The 18551-nt window shown below is 72.2% G+C and carries 16 protein-coding genes; 4 read left to right on the top strand and 12 right to left on the bottom strand.

What is annotated here, in order from left to right; genetic code table 11:
- Positions 1-56: 56 nt before the first annotated feature.
- From ACWD10_RS20640 to ACWD10_RS20695, 12 genes are all read right to left on the bottom strand, one after another.
- Complete coding sequence (locus ACWD10_RS20640) at positions 57-923, bottom strand: ABC transporter permease (RefSeq protein WP_451092942.1); 867 nt, start codon at positions 921-923, stop codon at positions 57-59.
- Positions 916-1881 (bottom strand): ABC transporter permease, encoded by a 966-nt coding sequence (locus tag ACWD10_RS20645; RefSeq protein WP_451093031.1) that lies wholly within the window; start codon positions 1879-1881, stop codon positions 916-918. The genes ACWD10_RS20640 and ACWD10_RS20645 overlap by 8 nt, the downstream gene beginning before the upstream one ends.
- A 41-nt stretch (positions 1882-1922) precedes the next feature.
- Entirely contained in the window at positions 1923-3521 is a 1599-nt protein-coding gene (locus ACWD10_RS20650; protein ID WP_451092944.1) for an ABC transporter substrate-binding protein, read from the bottom strand.
- Between the two features lie 120 nt (positions 3522-3641).
- Positions 3642-4766 (bottom strand): acyl-CoA dehydrogenase family protein, encoded by a 1125-nt coding sequence (locus tag ACWD10_RS20655; RefSeq protein WP_451092946.1) that lies wholly within the window; start codon positions 4764-4766, stop codon positions 3642-3644.
- Positions 4763-5941, bottom strand: coding sequence for an acyl-CoA dehydrogenase family protein (locus ACWD10_RS20660; RefSeq protein WP_451092948.1), 1179 nt, complete (start codon positions 5939-5941; stop codon positions 4763-4765). The genes ACWD10_RS20655 and ACWD10_RS20660 overlap by 4 nt, the downstream gene beginning before the upstream one ends.
- Entirely contained in the window at positions 5938-6924 is a 987-nt protein-coding gene (locus tag ACWD10_RS20665; protein ID WP_451092950.1) for an NADPH:quinone oxidoreductase family protein, read from the bottom strand. Before ACWD10_RS20665 ends, ACWD10_RS20660 begins: the two co-directional genes overlap by 4 nt.
- Positions 6925-7060: 136 nt before the next feature.
- Positions 7061-7627: a helix-turn-helix domain-containing protein gene (locus ACWD10_RS20670; protein WP_451093033.1), complete on the bottom strand. Its 567-nt coding sequence runs from the start codon at positions 7625-7627 to the stop codon at positions 7061-7063.
- Between the two features lie 182 nt (positions 7628-7809).
- Positions 7810-10509, bottom strand: coding sequence for a beta-N-acetylglucosaminidase domain-containing protein (locus ACWD10_RS20675; RefSeq protein WP_451092952.1), 2700 nt, complete (start codon positions 10507-10509; stop codon positions 7810-7812).
- Between the two features lie 168 nt (positions 10510-10677).
- Positions 10678-11409, bottom strand: coding sequence for a PIG-L deacetylase family protein (locus tag ACWD10_RS20680; RefSeq protein ID WP_451092954.1), 732 nt, complete (start codon positions 11407-11409; stop codon positions 10678-10680).
- 135 nt (positions 11410-11544) lie between these two features.
- Positions 11545-12201, bottom strand: a complete 657-nt coding sequence (locus ACWD10_RS20685) for an SRPBCC family protein (RefSeq protein WP_451092956.1) — start codon at positions 12199-12201, stop codon at positions 11545-11547.
- A gap of 35 nt (positions 12202-12236) precedes the next feature.
- Positions 12237-12632, bottom strand: a complete 396-nt coding sequence (locus tag ACWD10_RS20690; protein WP_451093035.1) for an ArsR/SmtB family transcription factor — start codon at positions 12630-12632, stop codon at positions 12237-12239.
- A gap of 67 nt (positions 12633-12699) precedes the next feature.
- Entirely contained in the window at positions 12700-14028 is a 1329-nt protein-coding gene (locus tag ACWD10_RS20695; RefSeq protein WP_451093037.1) for an alpha/beta fold hydrolase, read from the bottom strand.
- 271 nt (positions 14029-14299) lie between these two features.
- Between ACWD10_RS20695 and ACWD10_RS20700 the strand changes: the two genes are divergently transcribed.
- The 4 genes from ACWD10_RS20700 to ACWD10_RS20715 all read left to right on the top strand — a co-directional run bounded on the left by ACWD10_RS20700 (position 14300) and on the right by ACWD10_RS20715 (position 18546).
- On the top strand, positions 14300-15079 hold the full coding sequence (locus ACWD10_RS20700) for a (Fe-S)-binding protein (RefSeq protein ID WP_451092958.1): 780 nt from the start codon (positions 14300-14302) through the stop codon (positions 15077-15079).
- 71 nt (positions 15080-15150) lie between these two features.
- Positions 15151-16617: a LutB/LldF family L-lactate oxidation iron-sulfur protein gene (locus tag ACWD10_RS20705; protein WP_451093039.1), complete on the top strand. Its 1467-nt coding sequence runs from the start codon at positions 15151-15153 to the stop codon at positions 16615-16617.
- Positions 16614-17360: a LutC/YkgG family protein gene (locus ACWD10_RS20710; protein ID WP_451092960.1), complete on the top strand. Its 747-nt coding sequence runs from the start codon at positions 16614-16616 to the stop codon at positions 17358-17360. Before ACWD10_RS20705 ends, ACWD10_RS20710 begins: the two co-directional genes overlap by 4 nt.
- A gap of 22 nt (positions 17361-17382) precedes the next feature.
- A complete protein-coding gene (locus ACWD10_RS20715; RefSeq protein ID WP_451092962.1) occupies positions 17383-18546 on the top strand; it encodes an ABC transporter ATP-binding protein in 1164 nt (387 codons plus the stop codon).
- Positions 18547-18551: the final 5 nt, after the last annotated feature.

The following is an 18551-nucleotide window of genomic DNA, read 5'->3' on the forward strand; positions in this document are numbered from 1 at the left end:
TTGCGCCGACTTCACACGTCCCGACTTCACATGTGCCGACTTCACATGTGTCGACTTCACAGCATCAGCTCCGATCGCCGCCGCGGGTTGAGCCGTTCCCGCCAGGCCCCGGCGAGGCCCGCGATGGCGAGGGTCGGCACGATGATGAAGAGGCCGGGGAAGAGCGTCGGCCACCAGTCCCCCGCGAGCAGCGAGCCGCGGGCGCTCTGCACCAGGGTGCCGAGGCTGGCCTGGTGGGTGGGCAGGCCGAGGCCGAGGAAGGAGAGCGCGGACTCGTGCCAGATGGCGTGCGGCACCATCAGGACCGCGGCGAGCCCGGCCTGTGGCAGGACCCCGGGCAGCAGATGGCGTACGGCGACCCGCCACCGTGAGGCGCCCCCGGAGATCGCGGCGTCGACGTACGGCCGCGACCGCAGCGAAAGAACCTCGGCGCGCACGATGCGGGCCGTGGACAGCCAGTGCGTGAGCGCCACCGAGACGACCACGGGCCAGACGCCGGGCCGGAACATGGCCACGATGAAGATGCCGAGCAGCAGGTGCGGCACGGACGAGAAGAGGTCCACGAGCCGCATCACGACCCGGTCGAACCAGCCGCCCGAGGCCGCGGCCGCCGCCCCCACGGCGGTGCCGATGAAGGTGGCCACGACGGCCGCCACGACCCCGACGAGCAGCGAGACGCGCAGCCCGTAGACGCAGCGCACGAGCAGGTCGCGGCCCACGTCGTCGGTGCCGAACGGATGCGCCAAGGACGGTGGTTGCAGCTTGGCGGCGAGGTCCACGGCCTGCTCGTCGAGCTGCACGAGCGGCGGTACGACGAGCACGGCGAGGACGACCGCGGCGACGATCACGGCGGAGCCGCGCACCCGCCACGCGCGCGTGGAGCGGCGTACGGTGCCGGACCGCTTCCAGGCGAGCTCAGCCATCGAATCCCACCCTCGGGTCGGCGAGCCCGTACAGCAGGTCCGCGATCAGGTTGCCGAGCAGGACCGCGACCGTGGCGAGCACGGTGAGCGCGGCGAGCAGCGAGAAGTCCACGGAGGTGGCCGCCGCCACGGTGGCGGCGGCGATGCCGGGCCAGCTGAAGACGGTCTCCACGAGCAGCGCCCCGGTGATGAGTTCGGGCACCCGGGAGCCGATCAGGGTGAGCACCGGGAGGAGTCCGGAGCGCAGGGCGTGGCCGAGGAGCACGGTCCGTGGGGCGAGGCCACGCGCGCGTGCGCCCCGGACGGGGTCCTCTTCGAGGGCGTCGGCCACGCCCTGGCGTACGTACAGGACGAACCAAGGGAGTTGGGAGACCGCGAGCACGGCCGCGGGCAGCGCGAGGTGGCTGAGCACCTGTCCGGCGCTGACGACGCTGGCGCCGGTGTCGGTGAGCCCTCCGGCGGGCAGGACGTCGAGCTTGAGCGCGAACAGCCAGACGGCGAGCAGGCCGAGCCAGAACGGCGGGGCCGCCTCCAGGGTGTAGGCGAGCGAGGTGATGCCGCGGTCGAACCAGCCGCCGCGGCGGCGGGCGGCGAGCACGCCGAGCGCGGTGCCGAGCAGGATCGCGGCGGCGAAGGCCACAGCGGCGAGGAGCACGGACCAGCCGAGCCGTTCGCCGATGACCTGGGCGACGGGCTGCCGCATCACGGTGGACTCGCCGAGGTCGCCGTGGAGCGCGGCGGTCAGCCAGTCCCACCAGCGGGTGACGAGCGGCTTGTCGACGCCGAGGTTGGCGCGCAGCTGGTCCAGGTTCTCCTGCGACGCGGTGAGCCCGGCGGTGCCCGCGTACGCCTTGACGGGGTCGAACGGCGAGGCGGCGGCGATGGCGAAGACGCCGAAGGTCACGGCGAGCAGGACGGGGACGGCGAACAGGGCCCGCCGTCCCGCCATCCGCGCCATCGGCCGCCACTGAAGCCGGGTGGAGCGAGTGGTGCGAGAGGTCACTGCTGCGGCTGCCAGTCCTCGACGTTCCACCACGGGCCGGAGGCCAGGCCGTGGTCGTGCGGCTCGACCTGGGTGCTGAGGTCGCCGAAGCGCTTGTCGACGACGTACAGGTGGTCGATGTGGGTGAGGAAGGTGTAGCCCGGGTCCTTGACCAGCTCGCGCTGGATGGTGTCGTAGGCGGCCTTCCGCTTCGCCTTGTCGTCGGTCTTGCGGCCGTCCTCCAGGGCCTTGTCGACGGTGGGGTTGTCGTACCAGGCCATGTTGTTGAAGCCGTCTCCGGCGAGCTCGGACTCGAGCAGGGTGTACTGGTCGAAGTCCGGGTCGGCCGGGGCGCCGCCGCCCGCGAGCACGGCGTCGGTCTTCATCTTCGGCTGGATGACCTCCCAGGTCCCGGCCTGCACCTTGACCTCGATACCGGCCTTCTTGGCGTCGGAGGCATAAGCGAGGGCGTGGTCCTGGCGGAGCTTGTCGCCGGAGAGGTACCAGAGCGGGAAGGTGGCGCGCTGCCCGTCCTTCTCGCGGATGCCGTCCTTGCCCTTCTTCCAGCCGGCGTCGTCGAGGATCTGCTCGGCCTTCTTCAGGGAGTGCTTGCGCTCGGTGCCCTTGGTGAACCAGGGGCTGTCGGTCGGGACCGGCCCGTATGCCTCCTTGCCCGCGCCGTCGAGGATCTGGTCGACCATGGCCTTGCGGTCCACGGCGACGTCGAGGGCGCGGCGCACGGCGGTGTCGCCGGTGACCTTGTTGTGTGTCGGCAGGGTCACCACGCGGTAGTCGAAGCTCTTCGCGGCGTACGTCTTCTTATCGGCGTCAGTCTTGAAGGTCTTGGCCAAGTTGGGCGGCAGGATCGCGCCGTCCAGGTCGCCGGAGCGCAGCCGGGTGGCGCGGACGTCGTCGTCCTTGATGATCGCCATCGTGAAGTTCTTGACCTTGGGGGCGCCGCCCCAGTAGTCGGGGTTGGCCTTGAAGGTGAGCTTCTCGCCCTTGGACCAGTTGACGAGCTCGTACGGGCCGGTGCCGATCGGCTTGGTGGTGAACGGCCCGCTGTTCACGTCCTGCTTGCCCGCGATGTGCGCGGGCGCGATGGGCAGGACGGTGCGCTCGGCGAAGGGGGCGTACGGGTACTTGAGGTGGAAGACCACGTGGTCCTCCCCCTTGGCCTCGACGGACTTCAGGGCGTCGAGCTCGGTCTTGGAGGCGTTGTTGGTCTTCTTGTCGAGGATGGTCTCGTACGTGAAGACGACGTCCTTGGCCGTGAAGGGCTTGCCGTCGCTGAACTTGACGCCCGTGCGGAGCTTGTACGTGTAGGTCTTGCCGTCGGCGGAGACCTTGGGCAGCTCGACGGCGAGGGCGGGCTTGAGCTTCATGTCGGCGTCGTGCGTGAGCAGACCGTCGAAGATCTTGGAGTTGCCGTCCTTGCCGTAGCCGAGGAGGGGGCTGAGGCTGTCGGGCTCGTACGCGATGCCGACGACCGCCGTGTCCTTGGCGCCGCCCGCCGCGTCGGAACCCTTGCCCGGCGCCGAGCAGGCGGAGGCGGCGACCGCCAGTGCCGCGATGGCCGCCAGCGCACCGGCTCCGCGTATGGATCGGGCCGTCATGCCCACACCCCTATTCAAGATCAGCTGTTATTGCGAACGGCTCGCAATTATGCCGCATGTAAGAGGTGTGCTGGAGCTGGGCCCCGTACCCGGCGTCCGGGACCCCACTCCATGGCGCGGTTACGGTGCCCGCAGATCCACCAACTCCCCCACCGCCTCCCGATGCCGTCCCGCCGCGCCCAGGGCGATCGAGTCCGCCTTGGCCCGCTTCAGGTACAGGTGCACGGGGTGTTCCCAGGTCATGCCGATCCCGGCGTGCAGCTGGAGCGCCTCCTCGGCGGCGTGTACGGCCATCGGCCCGCAGTACGCCTGGGCGAGGGCCACGGCGAGGGGTGCGTCCGGTGACGCGGTCGCCAGGGCGTCCGCGGCGTTGCGGGCGGCGGCGCGGGCGTTCACGACCTCGAGCCACAGCTCGGCCAGGCGGTGCTTGAGGGCCTGGAAAGAGCCGACGGGGCGGCCGAACTGGTGGCGTTCGCGGGTGTAGCGGACGGTCTCGGTCAAGCACCAGTCGGCGACGCCGAGTTGCTCGGAGGCGAGGAGTCCGGCGCCGGAGAGCAGGCCGCGGCGTACGGGCCGGGCGGCGGAATCCGTCAGCACGCGCGCGTGGGCACCGTCCAGGGACACGGTGGCGAGCGGCCGGGTCAGGTCGAGGGGCGTCTGCGGGGTGACGGTGACGCCGTCCTGCGCGGTGTCGACGGCGTGAAGGGCGCGCTCGGCGACCACGAGCAGCACATCGGCGGCGGCCGCGTCGGCGACCCCGGTGACGCGGCCGTGCAGCGTGCCGCCGTCGGCGACGGTCACACTCGGGTACGTCCCGTCCGGAGCCGTGGCGAGCGGCAGCGCGAGCGCACCGACCGTACGCCCTGACGCCAACGCGCCCAGGAGCTCGGCCACTTCGGGGCGGGCGGTGTCGCAGCCGAGCAGAGTGTCCGTGGCGATGACGGCACTGGTCAGATACGGCACCGGCGCCACCGCACGCCCCAGTTCCTCCAGGACCACGGCGGCCTCCCGGTGCGAGGCGCCCGGTCCGCCGAGTGCCTCGGGCACGAGCAGCCCGGCGAGGCCCATCTCGCCCGCGAGGGTCTTCCACAGGTCGGGGTCGTACGGCCGCCCGGACTCGGCCCCGGTCAGGACGGCGGTCGCGTCGCAGCGGTCGGTCAGCAAGGAACGTACCGCCGTGCGCAGTTCGTCCTCGGTCTCCGAGTACAGCAGGTCCGCGGCGGTGCTCGTGTTCATCGAGCTCATCGAGCCAGGTCCTTCCAGGCGACGTCCTTGTCGGTACGCGGTTCGGGCGGCAGCCCGAGGACCCGCTCGGCGACGATGTTGAGCAGCACCTCGCTGGTGCCGCCCTCGATGCTGTTGCCCTTGGCGCGCAGATAGCGGTAGCCCGCGTCGCGGCCGACGAAGTCGACGATCTCGGGGCGGCGCATCGTCCAGTCCTCGTACAACAGGCCCTCCTCACCGAGGAGTTCGAGTTCGAGACCGCTGACCTTCTGGTTGAGCCGGGCGAAGCCGAGCTTCATGCCGGAGCCCTCGGGGCCGGGCTGCCCGGCGGCGAGTTGCTGGCGCAGGCGTTCCCCGGTGAGGCGGGCGACCTCGGTCTCCACCCACAGCTCGAGGAGCCGCTGGTGCAGGTCGTGGGTGCGCAGTTCGGGGCGCTCGCGCCAGGCCGCGGCGACCGGGCCGATCATGCCGCCCTCGCGGGGAAGCCGCATGCCGCCGATGGCGACCCGCTCGTTCATGAGCGTGGTCCGGGCGACGTTCCAGCCCTCCCCGACCGGCCCGAGCCGGTGCGCGTCGGGGATCCGCACGTCCGACAGGAAGACCTCGTTGAACTCGGCCTCGCCGGTGATCTGCCGCAGCGGCCGCACCTCTACGCCCGGGTCGGTCATGTCGCAGACGAAGTACGTGATGCCCTGGTGCTTGGGCAGGTCCGGGTCGGTACGGGCGATGAGGATGGCCCAGCGGGCGTTGTGGGCGTTGGAGGTCCACACCTTCTGCCCGTTGACCACCCAGGAGTCGCCGTCGCGGGCGGCCCGGGTGCCGAGCGCGGCGAGGTCGGAACCGGCGCCGGGCTCGCTGAACAGCTGGCACCACACCTCCTCGCCCAGCCACAGCGGCCGCAGCCAGCGCCGCTTCTGCTCCTCGGTGCCGTACGCGAGGATCGTGGGCGCGGCCATGCCGAGCCCGATGCCGATCCGCCGCGGATCGTTGTCGGGCGCGCCCGCGGCCTCCAACTCGGCGTCCACCTCGGCCTGCAGCGCCCGCGGCAGACCGAGCCCGCCGAGCCCTTCGGGGAAGTGCACCCAGGCGAGGCCCGCGTCGAAGCGAGCTTCGAGGAAGGCGACTCGGTCGGTAGCGGCGGGCGGGTGTTCTTCCAACAACTCGCCCACGCGGGAACGGAGTTCGTCGGGGGTCACGCGGCGGCTCCTTCCGGGGTTTCCGGGGCTTCCGGGAGGACGGCGATACGGCCGGTGGTGGTGCCGTCGGCGACCCGCTGCACCGCCGCGGCCGCGTCGCCGAGCGCGACGCGCTCGCTGATCAGCGGCTTGATGGCGCCCTTGGCGGCCAGCTCGGTGAGCGTGTCGTGGCACCGGCGCACGGCGTCCGGGTCCTTGGTGTTGTAGAGGCCCCAATGGAGCCCGACGATCGAGTAGTTCTTGACGAGGGCGTGGTTGAGCGCGGGCGTGGGGATGACGCCGCTCGCGAAGCCGACGACCAGGACGCGGCCCTCGAACGCCACGCACTTCGCGGACTGGGCGTACGCGTCGCCGCCCACGGGGTCGTACACGACATCGGCACCGCGCCCGCCGGTGACGTCCTTCACGGCCGTCACGACATCATCCGTACGCCGGTCGATGACGACGTCGCAGCCGAGCTCCTCCGCGACGCGCACCTTGTCGGCGCCGCCGACGACGCCGATGACCCGCGCGCCCGCGGCCTTGCCGAGCTGGACGGCGGCGCTCCCGACGCCACCGGCCGCGGCGTGCACGAGCAGCGTCTCGCCCTCCCGCAGAGCGGCCCGGCGGTGCAGGCCGAACCAGCCGGTCTGGTAGCCGATGTGCAGCGCGGCGGCCTCGGCGTCGTCGAGCGCGTCCGGCGCGGGCAGCACGGCGGCCCGGTCGGCGATGGCGTACTCGGCGAAACCGCCGTACGGCAGCGCGGGGTTGGCGATCACGCGGCGCCCGTCCTCGGTCTCGCCGCAGATCTCCACGCCGGGCGTGAACGGCAGCGGCGGGCGGACCTGGTACTGGCCCCGGCAGAGCAGCGCGTCCGGGAAGTTGATGTTGGCGGCCCGCACCTTGAGCAGCAGCTGGCCGTCGCCCGGGGTGGGCGCGGGTCCCTCTTCGAGCCGCATCACCTCACCCGGCTCGCCGTTCTCGTGCACTCGCCATGCCTGCATGCGGGGGCCTCCCAGGGGGTGTGGTCTGTGTCGGCATGCGGCTGACGCCGCGTGGCCGCGCAGCCGCATACTAAGCGGTCGCTTGCCCACTCGGGAACCATTTGGCGCGCCTTTTTCGGTCAGCTCATGGTCAGCCTCACCGCCCCTTCGGCTTCGCCCGTACGTGCATGCGCTCGCCCTGCGGCCCGAACAGGCTCAGGAACTCCACCGGACGGTCCCCCGCGGGCCCGAACCAGTGCGGCACCCGCGTGTCGAACTCCGCGGCCTCGCCAGGACCGAGCACCACGTCGTGCTCGGCGAGCAGCAGCCGGAGGCGGCCCGAGAGGACGTACAGCCATTCGTAGCCCTCGTGGACGCGCTGCTCGGGGTGCTCGTCGGGCTCCGAGATGAGGACCTTGTACGCCTGAAGGCCCCCGGGCTGGCGGGTCAGCGGCACCAGGGTCCGGCCGTCGCGCACGATCGGCTTGGCGCGCACTCGCGGGTCCCCGACGGGCGGCGCGCCCACCAGTTCGTCGAGCGGCACCTGGTGGGCGCGGGCGATCGGCAGGAGCAGCTCCAGGCTGGGGCGGCGCAGGCCGGACTCCAGGCGGGAGAGGGTGCTGACGGAGATGCCGGTGGCGGCGGACAGCCCGGCGAGGGTGGCGCCGCGCCCCTTCCGGATCCGGCGCAGCCGGGGCCCGACCTCGGCGAGCACCTCGCCCATGCCGTCGACCGCCGCCCCGGCATCGTCCCGCTGCGCGTCGCGTCCCTTGCCCTGCCCCTTGCCCTGCCTGTTGTCCTGCGTCTCGCTGTTGTCCTGCGTCTTGCGTTCCATGCCTTCCTATTGCAGAAGCAGCAAGGCCAGTTGTCAATCAGGCAATCGCTCTGGTGCCGGGAGGGCCGCCGCTACCGTGTGATCACCTCGGCGATACGCGGCGCCGGTGCCCCGTCCCGCCAAGTGAGCCGCACGGCGTCGATCGCGCCCGTCGCCGCCAACTTCTCGTACGCGGAGGCCACTTCACCGATCTCGCGCCAGCCGTCGGCATCCCGTACCTGCACCACGGCACCGGCCGCCGCCGAGTCGTCGCCCGGCTGCAGGACCGTCACGGACGACACGTCGCGGGGCTTGCCGAGGTCGACCGTGAGGGTCTCGTCCGGTTCCGGGGGCCGGGCGGCGCGGTAGGCCGTGTCCGGGTCGCCGTCCGCGGCCGCGCCGAGTGTGCCGCCCTCCGCGGCGGGCGGGCCACCGGACACCTGCGCACCACCGGCCCCGGCGACGGCGAACTCGCGGACGACCAACCAGTTGTCCTGCGCGGCCGTCGCCCGCGCCCGCACGTGGCGGGCCCGCGTGCCCTCGGGCGGGGTGAAGGTCACCTCCGGTGTGCCGGAGAAGGTGGTCAGTCGGGTCCAGTGCTCGCCGTCGGCCGAGTACTCGAGGACGCCCTGGTGCAGATAGTCCCGGGGGCTGTCGGGCTTGCCCATGGCGAGGGTGATCTCGCCGAGTTCGCGGGTCTCGCCCAGGTCGAGGCCGACCTCGGCGCCTTCCTTGGGGGCCGCGTTGCTCCAGTAGTACGTGGCGGGGTCGCCGTCGGCCATGCGCGCGGGCGGGTTGTCCTGGTAAGTACCCAGGCTGGAGTGGGCTTTGGGGCGACCGGGCGCGCCGAGTGCCTTGTTGTGCTCGGCGATCGCGTCGGCCACGAAGGCGTCCAGGACGCCGTCGCCCACGAGGACCCGGACGGTGCGCCCGTCCGGAGTCGTGGTCGTGAACGACCGTGCCTTCTCGACCAGTTCGGGCAGTTTCTGGCGCTGCTGCCAGGCTGCGGCGCCCTCGCCCGCGCGGGCCAGTTCCACCAGGCGGAGGGCGGCGCGGGCGGCGGTGCCCCAGGCTTCGGCGGAGTCCAGCCACGGCTCGGCGTCGGTGAGGAAGCCGCGCTCGGGCAGCCGCTCGCGCAGCACGCCCGGCGCCGCTTCGAACCGCTTCAGGGTCCGGTCAAGGAGCGCCGCGTCGCCGCCCCCGCTCCAGAACTCCTTGAAGGCGGCGGCGAGTTCGGGTGCCTGCCGCTCGTTGAGGAGCGAGCCGTAGCTGGCGTCGGCGAAGGCGCGCAGGGCCCGGGTGGTCGCCGGGTCGCCGCCCGCGAGCTCGTCGAGGGCGGTGTTCCAGGACGCGGCGGGGTCGTAGTCGCGGTCGTTCCAGGTGTACTCGGCGACGGTGGCGAGGGCGAGCTTGGAGGCGTACGGCTGGATCATCGGGTTGGCCGTGATACCGGCCAGCTCGTCGGTGAGCCCGGCCTCACGGCCGTTGAACGGCCCGAGCAGGAGCCGGTTCGGGACATAGTCGTTGACCGGATAGTTGTCCCAGGTCAGGATCGGGTGGCCGAAGACCTCGCGGGCCTTGCTGGCCTCGGCGACGGTCATCGTGGGGGCGATCACGCCGATGCCGGTCCATTCCACGAGCACGTCCGGGTCGAGCTCCTTGCCCAGGGCCTTCTTGTACGGGGACGGGGTGACGTCGTAGTACTCCGTCGGCACCATCTGGAGCGGTTCGGCACCGGGGTTCTCGGCGATGAACTCACGGTTGACCCGGTTGAGCAGATGCGCCTGCGCGGCGCCCGCGGCCCCGCCGCCCGTGCCCCAACGGGCCTCGTCCTCGGGACAGTTCCAGTCGGTGTAGCTGATGTCGTCGAGCGGCACGGCGAAGGTGCGCACGCCGATGTCCCAGATGGTGCGGAACTTGTCGATGAGCGCCTTGACATCGGCGTCGGAGCTGTAGCAGACGGAGAGCCCGGGCGAGAGCGCGTAGGTGAAGTCGACGTGCCGGGCACGGGCCCGGTCCACCAACTCCTTGATCTTCGCGAGCTGTTCGGGCGGGTACGGGTCGCGCCACTTCTCCCTGAGGTACGGGTCGTCCTTGGGCGAGTAGACGTAGAGGTTCATCTTGTGGGCGCCGTAGAAGTCGAGCTGGTCCAGGCGGGCCTCGTGCGACCAGGGCGTGCCGTAGAAGCCCTCGATGACGCCGCGGAGTTCGGCGGCCGGCCAGTCGCGCACGGCGAGCCCGCGCACCTGCGCGCCGGGCCGGTCGCGGTGCGGCAGGACCTGACGCAGGGACTGGGCCGCGTAGTACGTCCCGGCCGGGTCGACGCCGGACAGGACGATCCGCCCGGCGCCGTCTCCGTGGCCGATGCCGAGGACATGGCCGCCGGGGGCCAACCCTTGGGGCCCGTCGAGGCCGAGGCCGCGCAGGGCGTCCGCGGCGGCCGGGTTCTCCCCCGGCCCGCCGACGTAGACGGTCAGGCCGCCGCCGTCGGCCGGGCCCCGGCCGCGTACGAGCCGCTCGGCACCGGCACGGCGCAGCGCCTGCTCCGTGGCCTTGAGTGCGGCCGGGTCGGTCCGGTCGCCGGTCACGACGGTGACGGTGCGGGTGATCGTGATCCGGTCGGTGCGTGGCTCGTACGACTGCGGGGTCGGGCTGATCGGCGCCGGGGGTCCGGGGTCCTCGCCGCCGCCCGGTGGCTCGGCGGTGGCCGGGCCCGGCAGGCCGAGGGCGAGGGCGGCGAGGAGCACGGAGAGCGCGCCGACGAGGGTGGTGCGGGGCGGGCGGTGTGTCACCTGTCCTCCAGGAGAACCGAGAGAGCACGAGAGGAACCCACGACTTGTGCAACTCCCCAGCCTTGCCAGGTGACCTGACGCCTTGTCCATGGTCATTCCGTCCTTGGACATGGACCTTTGTCTTGGACATGGACCTTTGTGCGGCCACGCACCACCGCCCGCTCGGCCTCAGCGGCTGAAGACCTCGAACGTCACCGCGGGCGTGCCGCCGAAGCGTTCGGCGGCACCGTCGGCGAACTGGCGCAGGTGGTTGCGGACGTAGACTTCCGGGTCCTCGTCCGTCAACGCCTCTATGTAGGCGCGGTGTTCGAGCAGTGAGCGCACCGAGCGCTCGAAGCCCGGCTCCGCGGCGACCGCGTGCGTGGGCATCGACGAACCGGCCACAGCGACCCAGCGCACCCCGTTCCAGGGTTCGAGGCCCTGCTCGGTGAGCTCGGGGAAGATCCAGCGGTTGCCCGCGTCGGCGGCGGCGTCGAGCGTGGCGCGGCCGACGGCGACGTGGTCGGGAGTGTTCCAGGCGACGCCGCCCCAGGTGTCCCGGTGGTTGAGGGTGATGACGAGTTCGGGCCGGTGGCGCCGGATGGCGGCGGCGATGTCCCGGCGGAGCCCGAGCCCGTACTCGATGACGCCGTCCTTGTGGTCGAGGAACTCGACCGTGGAGACGCCGACGACGGCCGCGCTGGCCCGCTGCTCCTGCTCGCGCAGCGGGGCGCACTCGTCCGGCGCGAGCGAGTCGATACCGGCCTCGCCGCGGGTGGCGAGGAGATAGGCGACCTCACGGCCGCCGTCGGTCCAGGCGGCGATGGCGCCCGCGCAGCCGTATTCGAGGTCGTCGGGGTGCGCGACCACGGCGAGGGCGCGCGACCAGCCTTCCGGCATAGGTTTGAGTTGATCAGTCATACCGGGAATCTAGCCGTCGGCTCGGTGACCGGAACTGGGGGCCCGCGGCGAAGCCGCTAGTGGATGCGGTGCCCCCAGACCCCCATCGGCCTCAACGGCCTCAACGGCCTCGTCCTCAAACGCCGGACGGGCTGGCTACTCCGCCCCGGGCGCGTAGAACTCCAGCGTGTTCCGCGCCGTCGTGGTGGCCTCTTCCTCGCTCGCGCCCCACGCCGCGTAGGCCCGGCCCCATGACGCGCTGCTGAGCTTCGTGAGCTCCACGGCTTCGGGCGAGGCCTGCCAGGCCTCCCCCTCGGCCGGGTCGATGCCGCGACCGGCCAGGTACAGGCTGAGGCTGGTCAGGCCGAGGTCCCAGCCGACGCCGACCGCGCCCGGACCGTACGTCCCCCAGAACTCGGGGTCGACCTTGGCCACGTGCTGGAGCTCGAGCTGGGTGCGCGCGTCGCCGTCGGCCGTGAGCCGCACCTCGACCTCGCTGAAGTCGTCCTCCTTGGGCTCGCCGAAGATCCAGCTGACCCGCAGCAGGCTCGGCGGCTCGCAGCGCAGGATCTCGCCGCCCGCCTGGCCCTCCAGCTGGTAGCGGCCGCCGACCCGCAGGTCGCCGCTGACCGGCCGGAACCAGCGGGCGAGCCGCTCCGGGGTGGTGATGGCGTCCCAGACGTCCTCGACGGAGGTGTCATAGGTGCGCCGGATCAGCACCGTACGGCCCTCGCCCGAGGGGGTCTTGGCATCGCGGACCTCGCGGTGGACGGCGTTGATCTGGTCGACCAGGTCGTGGGGGGTGCTGCTCATGGTGCGGCCTCTCTCCCGGTGGCTCTCTTGATGGCTCAGTCGGCGGCCCTGTCGGGGGCCGCCTTTTCGGTGGCTGCCTTCTCGGTGGCTGCCTTCTTGGTCGCGGTGCGGCGTGCGCGCTTGCCCCGGGCCAGTTCGGTCTCCAGGGCGTCGAGGCGCTGGTTCCAGAAGCCCCGGAAGCGCTCCAGCCAGGCGTCGACCTCACGCAGCGGCGCCGCGTCGACGGCGTACAGACGGCGCGCGCCCTCGGCCCGTACGGTCGCGAACCCGCTGTCCCGCAGCACCCGTAGATGCTGCGACACGGCGGGCTGAGAGATCCCGAACTCCTCGCGGACGGTCGCGGTCACCTCACCGGAGCTCCGCTCGCCCTCGGCGAGCAGCTCCAGAATGCGGCGCCGGACCGGGTCTCCGAGCACATCGAACGCGTGCACAGTCACGACTGTGCCACCCCCCACTTATATAAGTCAACTCTTATAGAACGCTGCGTGGCGCTGGTCGTCAGAGCTCGCCGCGCGCGAGCCCGAGCAGCCGGTCAAGGACGCGCGGGCCGCCCGCCCGCACCCCGTCGTGCTCGAACTCGTCCGTGACCCAGGTGCGCAGGCCGCGTACCGCACGGGCGGTGGCGAGCGAGTGGGCGGTGTCCACGTAAAGGTCGTCGTGGTAGACGGCCGCCGCGACCGGCACCTCGTTACGGGCCAGGGCCCCGGCGTCGTACAGCGCGGGCCAGTCGGCGCGTGCGGCGAGCAGCTCGGCGGTCTCGCGCAGCGGGCGAAGGGCCGGGTCGGTGGTGAAGTGCCAGGGGTGCACGGTCTCGCCGGTGAAGAGCAGCGGCTCGTCCCCGGCGAGCGTCCGCGCGGCGTCGAACTCCGGAAACCCCGGGGATTCCTTCCGTACCCGCTCGGCCGCCCAGTCGGTGGGCCGCGCGTCCTGGGCGTAGATCGCCTCGTGGAGTACGGCGTAGAGCGGGCGGGCGGCGAAGGAGAGCGCGCCGCGCGTCTCCTCGAGGAAGGCGTCGGCGAGCACCGGGCCGCCGGGCGTGGGCACGAAGGCGTGCTCCAGGAGGTGGTGCAGGCGGTGGCTGCCCTCGCCGGCGCCGAGCAGGATGCCGAGCGACTGGAAGGACTCGACGGTGAGGAGATGGCCGCCGCCGAGGTCGGCCGGACCGTGTTCGGCGAGGTGCTCGGCGATCCGGCGGGCGCGCTCCACATCCTGCGGGTAGCGCGCGTAGTGCGCCTCGGTCTTGCGGCGCATGCGCGGGTACGCGGCCCGGTAGACGTCGTCCGCGTGCGCGTCCAGGGACGGCAGGCCGCCGGTGATCAAGGCGGTGTGCAGGCCCTCGGGCGCGGCCGTCAGATAGTGCGTGAGGCAGAAGCCGCCGAAGCTCTGGCCGAGCACGGTCCACGGGGCGCCGCCGGTGAGCCGGCGCCGGATCAGCTCGCAGTCGCGGACGATGGCGTCGGCGCGGAACAGGGCCAGATAGTCGGCCTGTTCGCGTGGGCCGCCGCGCAGTGGAAGGGTCTGGCGGTTGGCGGGCGTGGAGCGGCCGGTGCCGCGCTGGTCGAGCAGGAGCACCCGGAACTCCTCGACGGCGCGCCCCAGCCACGCCTGCGTACCGACGAAGCGACGGGCCCCGCAGCCAGGCCCGCCCTCCAGGTAGAGCAGCCAGGGCAGCTCGTCCGCCCGGTCGGCCCGGTCCGCCGCCACGGCCTCGCGGGCGTACAGCTCGATCGTCTCCCCGTCGGGCCGCGCGTGGTCGAGCGGCACCGTGAAGCGGTGGTCGGTGAGGACGACGCCGGGCTGGCGGTACGAGGCGGAGGCCGAGGCCAGGGTGTGGCTGGGGGTGGCGTGACGGGTGGTGGCGCGGCGGGCCGTGGTGGTCAAGGGTGCTCCTGGGCTGGTCGTTTCCCGGCCCAGTTCATCACCTCGCGCACCGTGCGGGCCACTTCGTTCCGGCCTCATCGGCCTGCGGTCACGGCCTGACGTACCACTGGCGTACCGGTCCATGAAACGTATCAATGCCGATGGTGCACGGCACTCCCCGGACCAGCTCCGGCCGCGTAGTCTGCACCCGTCCGATGATCGCCAAGGAGGAGTCGCGATGCGTGTCGCCCTGTTCCTGACCTGTATCAACGACACGCTCTATCCGGACACCGGCCGAGCCGTGGTGAAGCTCCTGCGCAGGCTGGGCGTCGAGGTCGACTTCCCGGCGGCGCAGACCTGTTGCGGGCAGGCGCACTACAACACCGGCTACCGGCACGAGGCCGAGCCGCTCGCCCGGCACTTCGCCGAGGTCTTCGGCGGGTACGACGCGATCGTGACGCCGTCCGGCTCGTGCGGCGCGATGGTCCGTGAGCTGTATCCGCGCATCGGCGAGCGGGCGCGGGCCGAGGGGCGTGGCGACGGCCTCGCGCGTACGGTGGCGCCGGTGGTGCCGAAGACGTACGAACTGACCGAGTTCCTGGTGGACGTGCTCGGCGTGACGGACGTCGGGGCGTACTACCCGCACACGGTCACGTACCACCCGACCTGCCACGGCCTTCGCTCCCTCGGCCTGGGCGAGCGGCCGCTCCAACTCCTCAGGGCCGTCAAGGGACTTGAGCTGGTCGAGCTGCCGGGGGCGGAGGAGTGCTGCGGGTTCGGCGGCACGTTCGCGGTCAAGAACGCCGATGTGTCGGCGGCGATGGGGGCCGACAAGGTGCGGGCCGCCAGGTCGACCGGCGCCGATGTCCTGTGCGCCGCGGACAACTCCTGTCTGATGCACATCGGCGGCACGTTGGCGCGGCTGCGCTCGGGACTGCGGCCGGTGCACATCGCGGAGATCCTGGCTCGTACGGAGGAGAGCGCGGAGGAGAGCATGGAGGAGGGGCCGACGGCATGAATGACCAGAAGGTGCGCGCGCCAGCGCTCGTTGAGGGGTGGCGGCCGGGCGACGGGCGGGCATTCGTAGGCATGCCCGCCTTTCCCAAGGCCGCGCACGACGCCGTACGCGACGCGACCCTGCGCGGCAATCTGCGGCACGCCACGCACACCATCCGCGACAAGCGGGCCCGCGCGGTCGCCGAGGTGTCCGACTGGGCTCAGCTGCGCGAGGCGGGCAAGCGGATCAAGGACCATACGCTCCGTCATCTCGACCACTACCTCGTACGGTTGGAGGAGGCTGTCACCGCGGCCGGTGGCACCGTGCACTGGGCGGCCGACGCCGCCGAGGCCAACCGGATCGTCACCGAACTCGTGCGCGCCACCGGCGAGTCCGAGGTCGTCAAGGTCAAGTCCATGGCCACGCAGGAGATCGGGCTCAACGAAGCCCTCGCCGACGCGGGCATCAGCGCATACGAGACCGACCTCGCCGAACTCATCGTGCAGCTCGGCCACGACCGCCCCTCGCACATCCTGGTCCCGGCCATCCACCGCAACCGCGGCGAGATCCGCGACATCTTCGAGAGAGAGATGGGTCGTTGGGGCCGCCCGGCACCGGACGGCCTGACCGACACGCCCGCCGAGCTGGCCGAGGCGGCCCGCCTTCACCTGCGCGAGAAGTTCCTGCGCGCCAAGGTCGGCATCTCCGGCGCCAACTTCATGGTCGCCGACACCGGCACCCTGGTGGTCGTCGAGTCCGAGGGCAACGGGCGGATGTGCCTGACCCTGCCCGAGACGCTGATCTCCGTCGTCGGCATCGAGAAGCTCGTGCCCACCTGGCGGGACCTCGAAGTCTTCCTGCAGACGCTGCCCCGCTCCTCCACGGCCGAGCGGATGAACCCGTATACGACGATGTGGACGGGCACGACGGACTCCGAGACAGCAGACGGCCCGCGCACCTTTCACCTGGTCCTGCTCGACAACGGCCGCACCGACGCCCTCGCCGACGCCGTCGGCCGCCAGGCGCTGCGCTGCATCCGCTGCTCGGCCTGTCTCAATGTCTGCCCGGTGTACGAGCGGGCGGGCGGGCACGCGTACGGCTCGGTCTACCCCGGGCCGATCGGCGCCATCCTCAGCCCTCAACTCCGGGGCACGGCAAGCGAGATCGACGCCTCACTGCCGTACGCGTCGACGCTGTGCGGGGCCTGCTACGAGGTGTGCCCGGTGGCCATCGACATCCCCGAGGTCCTGGTCCATCTGCGCGAACGCGTGGCCGAGGGCGGCGAGGTGACCCGGCGCGGCGCCAAGGTGACCCTCAAGCCCGCGAAGGGCCAGGCCGCCGAGCGGGCCGCCATGCGGGCGGCGCGCTGGACGTTCACACACCCGGCGGCGCTGCGCACCGGCCAGCGCCTCGCATCCCGCACCCGGCGGCTGCACCCGCGCCGCCTGCCCGGCCCCGGCAAGGCATGGAGCAACACGCGGGAGCTGCCGCAGGTGCCCCCGGAGCCGTTCCGTGACTGGTGGCAGCGCACCCGTGGCGGGAAGGGAGATCCGCAGTGAGCAACAGGGAAGCGAGCAGCAGGGAGAAGATCCTGGGCCGGGTCCGCCGCGCCCTCGCGGATGTGCGCCAGGACGGCACCTCGTACGACACGTCGGACGGCACCCCGTACGACTCTTCGGACGGCACCTCGTACGACTCCTCGGACGACACTCCGGGCGAGACCCCGTACGAGGACGCCATCCCCCGCGACTATCTGCGCACCCACGGCGACCGCACCCCCGAGCAGACCGTGAACCTGCTCGCCGAGAACCTCGCCGACTACCGGGCGATCGTGCACCGCTGCACGGACGCCGAGATCTCCGACCTGCTGATGCGGCTGCTCGCCGAGCGCGGCGCACAGACCGTCGCCGTGCCGCCGGAACTGCCGCCGCACTGGCTGGCCGCGGCCGACCCCGTCCGCGTCCACGACCGACAGGCGCAGACACCGGCCGAACTCGACCGCGTGGACAGCGTCGTCACCGGCTGCGCGGTCGCCATCGCCGAGACCGGCACGATCGTCCTGGACGGCGGACCGGAGCAGGGCAGGCGACGCATCACGCTCGTCCCCGACCACCACATCTGTGTCGTACGGGTCCCCGGCCAGGTCGTGTCCTCCGTGCCGCAGGCGCTGGAACGTCTCGACCCGACGCGCCCGCTGACCTGGATCTCGGGCCCTTCGGCCACCAGCGACATCGAACTCGACCGGGTGGAGGGCGTGCACGGCCCGCGCACCCTTGAGGTGGTGCTGATGAGCGGGGAGTGACCGGCGCGGCTAGCGTGACGTCATGATCCGGTTCGATCAGGTGACCAAGCGCTATCCGGACGGCACCGTCGCCGTGGACGGCCTCTCCTTCGAGGTCGCCGAGGGCGAGCTGGTCACGCTCGTCGGACCGTCCGGGTGCGGCAAGACCACCACGATGATGATGGTGAACCGGCTCATCGAGCCGACCGAAGGCCGTATCGACGTCGACGGCGAGGACATCTCGGCCGTCGATCCGGTGCGGCTGCGCCGTCACATCGGCTATGTCATCCAGCAGGTCGGGCTCTTCCCGCACCGTACCGTCCTCGACAACACCGCGACCGTGCCCGCGCTGCTCGGCTGGAAGCGCGCCAAGGCGCGGGCCCGCGCCGCCGAACTCCTCGACCTGGTGGGCCTCGATCCGAAGACCTTCGGCTCCCGCTACCCGGAGCAGCTCTCCGGTGGCCAGCGGCAGCGGGTCGGCGTGGCCCGGGCGCTCGCTGCCGATCCGCCGGTCCTGCTGATGGACGAGCCGTTCGGGGCGGTCGACCCGGTGGTGCGCGAGCAGTTGCAGGAGCAGTTCCTGCGGATGCAGGCGGCGGTGCGCAAGACCGTCCTGATGGTCACGCATGACATCGAGGAGGCGGTACGGCTCGGGGACCGGGTCGCCGTGTACGGGCAGGGCCGGATCGAGCAGTTCGACACTCCGGGCGCGGTGCTCGGCAACCCGGCGACGCCCTGTGTCGCCGAATTCGTGGGCGCCGACCGGGGGTTGAAGCGGCTCTCGGTGACCGCGATCGAGCCGGACGATCTGGAGCAGCCGCCGCTGGCCCGCGTCGACGAACCGGCCGCCACCGCGGGCGCCCGGCTGCGCGATCAGGGCGCCCGCTGGACCGTGGTCCTGGACGCGGCCGGGGAGCTGCACGGCTGGGCCGGTGTGGACGAGCTGACGCTCGCGGGCAGCGGCGGCACGGTCGGCGCGCTGGCCCACCGGATGAACTCCTGGGTGCCGGTGGGCGCCCCGCTGAAGCAGGCGTTCGGCGTGATGCTGCAGCACGACGCGGGCTGGGTGGCGGTCCTTGACGGGGCGCGCTTCCTCGGGGTGCTCACCCCGGCGAAGCTGCACGAGGCGCTGCGCCGGTCGGTGGACGCGGATGCGCGGGGCGTGGGGCGGGACGAGGTGGGGTTCGACTCCGTCGCCGATGCATAGCCCTG

The sequence above is a fragment of the Streptomyces sp. NPDC002851 genome (genome assembly GCF_053591935.1).